Origin of the sequence: Streptomyces sp. NPDC056480, assembly GCF_042795405.1 — a bacterium.
In the GTDB taxonomy this organism is placed as follows: Bacteria; Actinomycetota; Actinomycetes; order Streptomycetales; family Streptomycetaceae; genus Streptomyces.
The window spans coordinates 70384-82355 of record NZ_JBHTSA010000006.1; the positions used below are offsets into that span (position 1 = coordinate 70384).

At 73.7% G+C, this 11972-nt stretch carries 3 protein-coding genes; all 3 read right to left on the bottom strand.

What is annotated here, in order from left to right; translation table 11 throughout:
* Positions 1-207: 207 nt before the first annotated feature.
* From ACFQ79_RS05085 to ACFQ79_RS05095, 3 genes are read right to left on the bottom strand one after another with little or no spacing between them, the layout of a single operon-like run.
* Positions 208-4320, bottom strand: a complete 4113-nt coding sequence (locus ACFQ79_RS05085) for a bifunctional SDR family oxidoreductase/pyridoxal phosphate-dependent aminotransferase family protein (protein WP_383579449.1) — start codon at positions 4318-4320, stop codon at positions 208-210.
* Positions 4317-5438, bottom strand: coding sequence for a DNA alkylation repair protein (locus tag ACFQ79_RS05090; protein ID WP_383579450.1), 1122 nt, complete (start codon positions 5436-5438; stop codon positions 4317-4319). The genes ACFQ79_RS05085 and ACFQ79_RS05090 overlap by 4 nt, the downstream gene beginning before the upstream one ends.
* Positions 5431-11967 carry a beta-ketoacyl synthase N-terminal-like domain-containing protein gene (locus ACFQ79_RS05095; protein ID WP_383579451.1) on the bottom strand — a complete coding sequence of 2179 codons (6537 nt, stop codon included), beginning with the start codon at positions 11965-11967 and terminating at the stop codon, positions 5431-5433. The genes ACFQ79_RS05090 and ACFQ79_RS05095 overlap by 8 nt, the downstream gene beginning before the upstream one ends.
* Positions 11968-11972: the final 5 nt, after the last annotated feature.

The window sequence follows — 11972 nt, forward strand, 5'->3', positions numbered from 1 at the left end:
TCGTCGGCCGCTGTGCGGCCGGCGGGCCGGTGTGCGGCCGGCGGCCCGGTGTGCGGCCGGCGGGCCGGTGTGCGGCCGGAGCACCTCTCGGTGCGCCGGCCGTTGCGCTGGTCCGTACGTCGGTCGTTGCGCTGGTCCGTACGTCGGTCGTTGCGGGTGCGCGGTGCTCCCCCGTGCCGGGGAACGGTGCCGCGCGGCACCGGTCGGTCAGCGGATGAGGCCGCAGGCGCGGCCGGCCTTCTCGAGCGTGACGACCGCCGCGTCCAGGTCGGCCTCGGTGTGGCTGAGGTTGACGATCGTCCGCAGCCGGGGAAGGGTCCGCGGCACGGCCGGGTACACGATCGGCTGGACGAAGAGCCCGTCCTGCTGGCACAACCGCGCCATCTCCACGGCCTGGTCGGCGCCGGCGCAGATGAGGGGCACGACGGGCGTCTCACTGGCGAGCGTGTCGAACCCCAGGGCGTGCAGCTGGTCCCGGTACCGGGTGGTCCTTGCCCGCAGTTCACGGGGGAGGCTCGGCGCGGCGGCCATCACCTCGACGGCGGCCTTGGCGGCGGCCACCTGGGCGGGCGTGGCCGCCGCGGAGAACATCCAGCCCCGCGCGTTGTTCTTCAGCGCGAAGATCAGGTCACGGGAGCCGGCGACGTAGCCGCCGGCGCTCGGGACGGTCTTGGAAAGCGTGCCCATCTTGATGTGGACGCGGTCCGGGTCGATGCCGAAGTGCTCGGTGATGCCGCGCCCGGTGTCGCCCAGCACACCGAGGCTGTGCGCCTCGTCGACCATCAGCGGGGCGTCGTACCGCTCGCACAGCTCCAGGATGCCGGGCAGGTCGGCCACGTCGCCGTCCATGCTGAACACGGCGTCGGTGACCACCAGTCGCCCGCCGTCTCCCGCCTTGCGCAGGGCGCGTTCGAGGTCGGCGAGGTCGTTGTGGGCGTAGGTGACGACCTTGGCACCGGACAGCCGGTACCCGTCCAGGATGCTGGCGTGGTTGTAGACGTCGCCGATGACGGTGTCGCCCGGGCCGACGAGGGCGCCGACCGTGGCCACGTTCGCCATGTAGCCGCTGGAGAACACGATGGCGTCCTCGGCGCCGAGGAAGCGGGCGAGGGCCAGCTCCAGCTCCCGGTGCAGGTGCAGGGTTCCGGCGAGCAGTCGTACGCCGTGGGCCCCGGTCCCGTGCCGCTCGACGGCGCGCAGCGCCTGGTCGTCGATGTAGGGGTGCCCGATCAACCCGAGGTAGCTGTACGAGGCGAAGTTCAGGAACCAGCGGCCGTCGAACTTGATGCGGGAGCCCGACGCCTCCTCGATCACCGGCTCGTAGAAGTACTCGCCCCTCGCGACGATTCCGCGGTCATCGCCCGACAGCGCGTCGATGCGGCGGTCGAGGAAGGTGCCGTGCGGGGCGTCGGCCAGCCGGCCGGGCAGGGTGCGGCGGGGGGTGCGGGCCCCGGCGGCGGGCTTCGTTCCGGGGGTGGGCAGGACGGCGGGGGCGGAGGCCGTGTCGGGGCCCGGGCGCGGGGGCAGCGGCCGGGCGGGAGTGAAGTCGGGGGTCGCCCTGGCCGCGGGGACCGCAGGAGCGGGCTCCGTGTCGCGGAAGCGGTCCCAGTCGGGCACGAAGCCGTCGTCGGCCCGGACGGGAGCGGGCTCCGGTACCGGTACCGGCTGCTGACGCGGCGCCCGCATGGCGGTCGCCGGGGCCACCGGGGCCGGGGAGGCGGGAACCGCGGGGGCCGGGGCGGCGGGAACCGCCGGGGCCTCGTAGGGCGACTCGCGGGGCGCGAGGACGGGCGGGGAGGGCGCCTGGACGGCGGCGCGAGGGAGGGACTCCAGGTGTGTGAGGAGCGTGCCGACCCGGGTGTGCTCGAAGAACGCCATCGGGTCCACGTCGAGCCCGTCGGCGGCCAGCGAGGCCGCGAGTTCGACGGCCATCATGGAGTCGAGGCCCAGCTCCAGCAGGTCGTCCTCGGCGGAGACCGAGTCGACGTGCAGGACCTTCCCGAGGGCGAGGGTGAGTGCCGGCCAGAGGCCGGCGTCGGGCGTGACAGCGGTCATGGATGCGTCCTTCGCATTCGCGGCGGAGAGTACGTAGTGCGCGGGTGGGCGGCCAAGGGCCGTGCGGAGCAATGCGATGCCGGCGTCCTCGGTGAGCGCGGCGACGCCGTGCGCGGCGGCCTTGGGCGCGATGGTCTCGCCCATGCCGACCGTCCACAGGCCCCAGCCGAGGCTGTACCAGGGGAGGCCCTCGGCCCTCCGACGGGCGGCGTAGCCGTCCAGGTAGCCGTTGGCCGCGGCGTAGGCGCTCTGGCCGAGGTTGGCCCGGACGGCCGCGATCGAGGAGAACAGGACGACGAAGGCGGGGTGTTCACCGCCCGAGAGGAGGTCGGCGAGGACGTGCGTACCACCCACCTTGGGGCCGAGAACGGCGTCCACCCGGTCGGGCATGAGGCTGCGTGCGAGTCCGTCGCGGAGCACGCCGGCCGCGTGGAACACCCCGTCGAAGGGGCCGGACAGCGTCTCCCCGAGGGAGCGGACGTCCGCGGCGACGACATCGAGGTCGCAGCGGCCGGCGAGCCGGTCGAGGCGCTCTCGGGCCTCGCCCTGCGCGGGTACGGTGCGCCCGACCAGCGTCAGCCGGGCACAGCCCTCGTCGGCGAGGAACTCCGCCACGCGCAGGCCGATGCCGCCCATGCCGCCGGTGATCAGGAAACGGCCGCCGCGGTACCGCACCTCGCGTGCGGGGGCCGGGGGTGCCGTCAGCAGCGAGGGCTCGTACCAGGTGCCGTTCCTGAGGGCGAGCTCCGTGCCGTCCCGGCGCAGCGCCTCCCAGAGGGCGGCCCCGTCGACGCCGCCCGCTCCCCCGGCCCGGTCCTGGCCCGAGCCGAGGTCGGCCAGTCGGACCCTGGTGCGAGGGTGCTCGACGCGCAGGGTGCGGCCGAGGCCCCACAGGGCCGTCATGAAGGGGTCGACCGTCTCCCCCTCCGTCACCGCGTGCGCGGTGCCGGTGACGATCAGCAGGTCGGGCATGGGCGCGCGGGCGGCGAGCCGGCGGACCAGCGCGAAGACGCCCTGGAGGGCCTTGGTCGCCGCCGCCGCGTCGTCCGCCGGGCCGTCGGGGGCCACATAGACGACATCGTGTGGGGCGGCGCCGTCCTGCAGGGCGTCGAGGCCCTCGTCGACGAGCCGCTCCGGCGTCAGGTGCAGGATGCGGTGGCCCCCGGTCTCACGGGGCGCGTGTGCCGCGACCAGCAGGACGGTGCGCTCCGCGCCGGCCGCAGGTCCGCCGCTACCGGCGGATTCCCCCGGGCCTGCTGCCGGGTCGGGGCGGGCGGGTTCCGGGGCCGTCTCGCGCCAGACCAGGGCCTCGATCGTCGGGACCGCCACCTGTGCCCGCCCGGCCCCGGCCCGGACCCCTTCGACGGGCGCCGGGGGTGCGGCGGGCGCCGCGGGCCCTCCGGGCACTGCGGGCGCCACGGCGAGGCCGTCCGGCCGGGACACCGGGACGGGCACGGTGGTGGCGCCTCCGGTCGGGGCGGGCGCCGGGCCTGCGGCCTTGAGGGTGATCCGGTCCAGTTCCAGGAGTATCTCCCCCTGCTGGCTGCAGACCACGGCCCGGCCGCGGACGGCCCCGCCGCCGGTGTCGGCGGTCTCGTCCTTCTCGACCAGCGCGATCACCGTGCCGGAGATCCTGCGGCGGGCCGTCAGCCGACCGACGTACCAGGGCAGGCACATGCCGGCCGAGCCGTCGTCGAGCATGCCGAGCGCCTGGAAGACGCTGTCGAGCAGCGGCGGCGGTACGAAGGGGGGCACCGCGCTGCCGTCCGCCCCGTCCTCGACCCGGAGCATCAGCAGCATGCGTCCGGGGCCCCGGTCCGCCGACCGGACGACCCGGTAGGCGGGCCCGTACGAGATGCCGCTCGCGTCCCGCCACGCGGCCATGTCCGTCAGCGGAACACGCTGCGTGCAGCCCGCCCTGAGCGCGGCCACGTCGAGGTAGCGAGGCGGGGGCAAGGGGGTGTCCGACACGCGGGCGACGCTGTGCTCGACCGGCTCCGCACCGGGCGCGGACGGCAGGGAACGGACCGCGTGCCGGCCCTCCCCCACCGGCGCCACCTCGATGCCGGCCTCGGGGCCGGGGACGGTCAGCGGCGTCTTGAACGCGATCTGCTCCAGCTGCCAGACCCGGTCGGGCAGGTCGGCGGCGCAGGCGGAGAGCAGGGCGTCGACCTGGGCGGCGGCGGGGACGACCGGGACACCGCCGATCCGGTGGTCGGCGACCAGCGGATCGGCGGCCCTGAGGGTGATCCGGCGGGCGCTCACGTACGCAACCCGAAGCGGCCTGTGGCCCGCACGAGGCCGTTCACCTGGATGTCGACGGCATGCTCGCCGGGGTAGTACGTGCGCGTCTGGACCTCCCTGATGGGATGGGACTTCTCCAGCGTCCGCTTCTCGCCGGGGCCGAGTTCGAGCGTGGTCAGCTTGAAGACCTTGGGGATGCTGCGCCCGTTCTTGCGGACGTGGTGCACCACGTAGTCGACGGCGATGCTGTGCCGCCGGTCGTCGGTGTTCTCGATGTCGAAGTCGATGACGAGGGTGTCGCCGACGGTCACCGCGTCCGGGGTGATCCGCAGCCGGGGCACGAGCACGTGCTCGCCGCCGGTCGCCCCGAGCATGCCCAGGGCCTGCTGGTCGCCCTTCTTCACGAGGGTGCGCAGACCGTGCTTGACGATCCACCGGGTCTCGGGGGTGGGGCTCTCCTCCAGCCAGCGCAGCGCCGTGGCGAGCGCGACCTCGGGGTGATCCTTGGAGATGTCGTTGAGGTTGTTGGCGACGGACTTCCGTACGTACTCGGACGGGTCGCTGCGCAGCGGTTCGAGGATCTCCAGGACCGGCTGCGGGTCGTTGACGAAGAAGGCCAGCGTGCGGTGCCAGGGAAGCCGGGGGCGGACGCCCTCGGTGGCCAGCCGGCGCACGTTGTGGCTGGGGCTGACCGCCCATCCGGCCACCTTCGCCATCGTCAGCTCGTAGTGCTGTTCGAGGTAGGGCCGGATGGCGTACTCGCCGGTGTGTCGCTTGGTGATCTCCTCGATGGCTTCGAGGGACAGTTCGGGGTGGTCGAGGCCGTACTCCTCGACGAAGCGGGCCACCGGCATGAGGAACCAGCTGCTGTTGAACATGCCCTCGCCCTCGGCGAGTTCGTCCTCGAGGATGGCGAGGAGGATCGGCACGGCCTTCGCGTAGTCCTCGGGGAGCCGCGTCCGCAGCCCTTCCGCGAGGACCAGGACCCGGTCCTTCAGCTCAAGTCCGGGGATGCGCCTCTCGGTCTCGGCCGCGTAGTCCTCCACTTCGAAATCGGGGTGGACGGCTCGGATCTTGCCGCCGATGAGGCGCGCCGCGTCACCGTTGAAGTGACGCTTCAGTCCGTACTCGCTAGCCATGGTGCTGGTACCTCTCGTTCGTGTGGTGCGGGTGTTGCACGTCGTTCGGATGGGCGGGGTCGGGGACGGGGACGGGTTGGGTCGGGGTCGGGGCCGGGGCCGGATGAGGGTTCAGGGTCGGGGTCGGCTTCCGGTTCGGGTTCGGGTTCGGGTTCGGGTTCGGGGCGATCCAATACCTCTGTCGGTGGAAGGGGTAGGTGGGCAGGGTCATCGTTCGGTGGCCCTTGCCGGCATGCAGACCCGTCCAGTCCACCGCCCCGGACGGACTCCCCGCATACGCCGCCACAGCCGCGTACACCTCCGCCTGATCCACACGATCACGCCGCAACGTCGACAACCACAACGGCTCACCCCCCTGCCACGACGCACGCGCCAAGGACGTCAACTGCGGCTGCGCACCGATCTCCCACACCACACCCGCACCCACACCGCCCAGCAGGCCGACAGCCTCCGCGAACCTCACCGGCTCACGGATCCCCCGCGCCCACAACCCCGCGTCCACCACCGACTCCGCCGAATGCCACCCACCCGACACCGTCGAAGCGAACGCCACCCGCGGAGCCGACCATTCGACACCCGCCACCACCTCGGCGAACGGAGCCACCGCACCCTCCATCAACGCCGAATGGAACGCATGACTCACCACCAACGGCTGCGACCGCAGACCCGACTCGGCACGGAACCGCGCCACCGCATCGGCCGGACCCGAAACCGTCACCACCCGAGGCGAATTGAACGCAGCCACCTCAACCCCGGGAAACGCCACCAGCGCCTCCACCACCGCAGCCGCATCACCATGCACCGCAGCCATCGCACCCACACCAGGCTGCGACTCCATCAACCGGCCACGCACCACCGCCAGACGCAGCAGATCCTCCAGACCCACCACACCCGCAGCCCACCCCGCACTCAACTCGCCCAGACTGTGACCCACCACCACATCCGGACGAACCCCCAACGACTCCAACCACCGCACCAACGCCACCTGCACCGCCACGATCCCCACCTGAGCGAACCGCGTGCTGCCGAGGGTGTTGTGGGCATCGGTGAACAGCAGTTCCAGCAGGGGGACTTCCAGTCGGCCGACGAGGAGGTCGGCGCACTCGTCGAGTGCGGCACGGAACGCCGGCTCCGTGCGGTAGAGCCCTTGGCCCATGCCCGCGTACTGCGAGCCCTGACCGGTGAACATGAACACCACCGGTGCCGGCTTCCCACCGCCCCGGCGGGTGACCGCGGACGTGCCCGAGGCGACGTCTCGCAGCGCGACCGCGAGTTCACCCGCGTCGCCACCCGAGACGACCGCGCCGAACCTGCCTTCCGCGCGTCCGGTGTTCGCCGTGAACGCGAAGTCGCCCACGTGGTTCTCGTCCGCGGTGGCCAGAGCGTCCGCGTACGAGCCGGCCAGCGCGCGGACGGAGGTCTCGTCGGCCGCGTCCACCCGCACCAGATACGACTCCTGCGCCACCACCTCACGAGCAGGAACCGCGGGCGCCTCCTCCAGGATCACGTGGGCGTTCACCCCGCCCATCCCGAACGCACTCACCGCACCACGACGCGGCCCATCGACCGGACGCGGCCACTCCGACACCCGATCCGCCAGGAAAAACGGCGTCCCCTCGAAACGAATGTGATCATTCGGCCGCACCACATGCAACGACGGAGGAACCACACCCCGCTCCATCGACAACAACACCTTCACCAGACCGGCAAGACCCGCCGCCGGCTCCAGATGACCCACATTCCCCTTCAACGAACCCAACGCACAGAACTGCGAACGAGACGTCAACCCCCGCCACGCACGCGTCAAACCCTCCACCTCGATCGGATCACCCAGACTCGTCCCCGTCCCATGCGCCTCCACCAAACCGATCGACTCCACCGACACACCCGCATCCACCAACGCCGCCGAAATGACCTCGGCCTGGGCGCGCGGGCTCGGCGCCGAGTAGCGGGTGGTACGGCCGCCGTGGTTCACGGCGGCGCCCTTGACGACGCCCCGGATCCGGTCGCCGTCGCGCAGCGCGTCGTCGCAACGCCGCAGCACCACGGCCACGGCGCCCTCGCCGGGCACGAAACCGTCGGCGGTGCTGTCGAAGGCACGGCTGCGGTGGCGCGGGGAGAGGGCCATCATGTCGCCCATCGACCGGAAGTACTCCGGGCTGATGCCGGCGTGCACGGCCCCGATGACCGCCGTGTCGATGTCGCCGGAGCGCAGGTGCTGGAGCGCGGAGTGCAGGGCGACCAGCGAGGACGAGCAGAGGGTGTTGACGACGGTGCTGGGACCGCGCCAGTCCATCAGGTAGGAGAGCCGGTTGGCGATCATCGCCTCCAGGCCCAGGCCCCGTCCCTCGGGCACACCGTGGCGGAAGCGCTCCTCGTGGTAGTGGTCGTGGCTGTAGGCGATCCACAGCCCGGTGCGGTCCTCGCGGCCGCGGGCGCCGCCGCGTCCGCCGTCCTCCAGGGCCTCCCAGATCGTCTCGTAGACGATGCGGGCCTGCGGGTCGATCAGCGGCGCCTCGCGGGCGGATATCCGGAAGGGCGCCGGGTCGAACTCGTCGACCCGGTCGAGGAACGAGGCGTACTGAACGGGACCGGCGGCGTCGCCTCGACGGCTTTCGGGCAGCGGGCCGACCGTGTCGCGGCCCTCGACGAGCAGCTCGGCGAAGGCCGTCAGCGTACTGGCCGTGGGCAGCCTGACCGCGGCGCCCACGACCGCGATGTCGCGCGGCCGGGTCGCGTGGGCGTCGCCGCCGGACGCGGCCTCGTCGGCTGCGCGGGGTCTGGCGACGGCGGTGACGCGCGCCGCAGGGGCGGGCCGCTGCGGCGGCTCCGGCGACCGAGGCGCCGGCGGGACCACTGGAGGCGCCTCGGCGACCGGGGGCACCGGGGCCGACGGGACCGCAGGCGCCACAGGTGCCACAGGTGCCACAGGTGCCACAGGTGCCAACGGGAGGGCGTGGGCTGGCGGTACCTCGAGAGCCGCCGGGGCAGCCACGGCATCCGTCGTCGACGGGGCATCCGAGGCCGACGGGCTCGGGAGCCGGTCGACGAGTTCCGGTGCCTCCTCCGTCAGGAAGTCCGCGAACTGCCGGGGCGTCGCGTACTCGAAGAAGACCGTCGGGTACAGGGACAGATCGTGTTCCCGGGAGATCCGCTCGCTCAGCGCCACCAGGCCGACGGAGTCGAAACCGGCGGAGAGGAACTCGGTGTCGGCGTGTTCCTCGGACGTGCCCGTCAGTGCCAGGAACCAGGCCAGCGCCCGCGCAGACGGCGAACCGACGGCGGAGGGGGCGGAAGCGGAGACAGGGACGGAGACGGCGTCGGCCACAGGGGCGGGCTCGACCGGACGCGGTGCGGCGGCAGCGGGTGCGGGCTCGGCCGCCGGGGATGCCGGGGTGGCCGGGACCGCCCGCACGGCGGCCGGGTCCGGAGCGGCGGGCGGGACCGGGGCGGGCCCGGCCGCGGTGTCCTCGCGGAACGCCAGCGCCGGGACGCGCTTGGATGACATGTCGCCGAAGACCAGCAGCGGCGTGCCCGACTCGTCGGTGACGGTCTGGGTGACGCGGCACGCCTCGTCGTTCCAGAAGGCGATCTCGGTACGGACGTACGCGGCGTCGTCCAGCGGGCCCAGGACGTCGAGCCGGCCCACCGACAGCGGGATGAAGGCGGAGGCGTCCGCGGTGCCGAAGACCGGGTTGGCAGGGTCGATGGCCGCCACGGTCACGCTGTCCAGGAGGCCCGGGAAGAGCTGGACGCCGGGCGGGTTCAGCTCCCGCTGGCGGGGGCCCTCGATCCGGGCGAGGGTGCCGCCGTCCGGCAGGCTCGCCACCCAGGAGATGTTCCGGTAGTAGCGCCCGTGGTGGTAGCCGATCCGCCGCAGCCACCGGTACAGGCCGGAGCCCGCGTGGACGGCGGAGCCGGCGCAGTCGGCCAGCAGGGAGCCGACCGGGAGGCGGGGCGCCGGCTCGGCACGGGTGGCGAGACGGCCGGTGACGAAGACGTCGCCGGTCTCCCCGTCCTCGACCCGGAACCTCCCGTCCCCGTCGACCCGGCCGACCACGCGCCGGGCCCCCGCGGGAATGAGGGGGCGGTGGAAGAGGACGTCCAGGGCTCCGTGGAACGGTTCGCCGCGCAGGGCGGCTCCCTCGCGCAGGAAGTCGAACCAGGCCACACCCGGGAGCATCAGCGTGCGGTACACGGAGTGCTGCGCGATGGGCACCTCGCCCGGGCCGAACACCCGGGCGTACGTGTATCCGGCGGGCCCGCCGTCGGCCACCAGCACGGCGGGCGAGCCGGGTTCGGCGGACCGGAGCGGCTCGGCGAGGTTCAGGGCGCGTCCGCGCGGCTGGGCGACCGGCAGCAGGCGCTTGCTCCACGCGGCGCCGGCGGTCTTCTGGAACGCGGCCCAGTCGATGGCGTGTCCAGCCTCGAACAGTTCGGCCGCGACGGCCGCCAGTACGGCTGCGGCGGTCCGCTCGTCGTGAGCCCCGGCCAGGCGCGCGCCGACGTCGCGACCGGCGGTGCCCTGGTGACCGGCGTCGCCGGCCGGGTCGCCGTCGCGCCGCAGAACGTCGCCGAGCGCCTGCTCCAGCGGCATGCTCCCCCGTACGAAGTCGGCGACCGCCCCCCAACCGGGCGGGAGGTCGACGGCGCCGCCGGGCAGCCCCAGGTCGCGCAGCGCGATGGCGAGGGCGATCCCGGAGAGGATGCGGAGCAGTTCGCCGGAGAACGCGGCGAGCGGGGTGCCGGTGGCCGTCTCGAAACGGCGTACGACATCGTGCACGGCGGGGGTGGAGCGGTCGAGGGCCGTGAGCCACGCGGACGGCGCTGCGGCGGCCTCGGGACGTACCGGGACGCCGGGCGGGACCACAGACGGCGTCGCGGTCGCGCGGGACGTGCCCGCGCCGATGACACCGGTGGCCCCTGGGGCTCCTGCGAAGCCGGGGGTGAGGAGCCTGGCGCGCAGGGCGGCCGTCAGCTCGTCCGCGTCCTCGCCGACGACGGCCAGCCGCGCGGCGCGGTGCGGCCGGGCGAGCCGGGCGGTGGCGCACACGTCAGCAAGTTCCTCGGGCCGGCCCCGGAGGGCGGGCAGGAACTCCACCCACTGGGCACACAGTTCGCGCAGGCCGTAGGCGGTGTCGGCCGAGAGCGTCAGGACGTGGGCGGGCTGGCTGGCCCCGGCCGGAGCCGTCCCGGTCCGGCGGGCCGGGGCGGGGACCGCCTCGGCCACGACGTGCGCGTTGGTGCCGCCGAAGCCGAAGCCGCTCACCGCGGCCCGGCGGACCGGCACGTCGGGCCAGGGCCGGGTGGCCTCGGGCAGGTGGAAGGGGCTGTCGTCCAGGTTGAGGCGGGGGTTGGGGGACTCGACGGCCACGGCCGGAACGGTGCCCTCCCGCAGCGAGACGATGATCTTCGCGAGGCCGGCGAGCCCGGAGGCCGAATGGAGGTGGCCGATCCGGCGCTTGACCGAGCCGAGCGCGACCGAGTTGCGCGGGACGCCGTGGCGTCCGAACACCTCGGTGAGCGCCCGTACCTCGATGGGGTCGCCGATGGCGGTGCCGGTGCCGTGCGCCTCGACGTACTGCACGGTCGCCGGGTCGACGGTCCGGTAGACCTTGTCGAGCAGGTCGATCTGGGCTTCCAGGTTGGGTGTGGTGACGCCCATGGTGCGGCCGTCGTTGTTGACCGCGACCCCGCTGATCGCGCCGAGGACCAGGTCGCCGTCGCGCAGCGCCGCCGCCATCGGCTTCAGCACCAGGGCTGCGGCTCCTTCGCCGGGGACGTAGCCGTTGGCCCGGCGGTCGAAGGTGTGGCAGAGCCCGTCCGGTGACAGCGCCCCGGTGCGGGAGAGGAGGACGAAGGTCAGCGGGTCGATCAGGAGGTCCACCGCGCCGACGAGGGCGAGTTCGCAGCTTCCGGAGGCGAGGCTCTGGCAGGCGAGCCAGACCGCCGAGAGCGACGAGGAGCAGGCCGTGTCGACGACGAGGCTGGGGCCCGCGAGGTCGAAGCGGTCGGACAGCCAGGCCGCCATGAAGTTCTGCGACCGCCCCCACAGGGCGGCCGGGCCGGGACCGGCGGCGCCCGCCGGGGTGGGCACCGCGGGGTCCGGAAGGCCGGGAGCGACCGTGCCGCGGCCCCGGTCGAAGCCGTAGGCGTTCATCCGGGCGCCGATGAACACGCCCGCGTCGAGCCTGCGGCGCGCGCCCAGGTAGCCGGAGTCCTCCAGGGCCCGGGCGCCGACCTCCAGCATGACCCGCTGCTGCGGGTCGAGGAGAACGGCGTCCTCGGCGGTCATGCCGAAGGCCTCGTGGTCGAAGGAGAACGGGTCGACCAGGAACGCGCCCCGGTGGTGGGTGCCGCGGTGCGGCGCCTCGCCGAGGTACAGGTGGCGGGCCCACCGGCTCGGCGGGACCTCGCCGACCTCGACCCCTTCGCCGCCCAGCATGGCCGTCAGGTCGGCCATGTCCTCGGCGCCCGGGAGCCGCGCCGCGAGGCCGATGACGGCGATGCGGGTGTCGAGCTCGCTCACAGTTG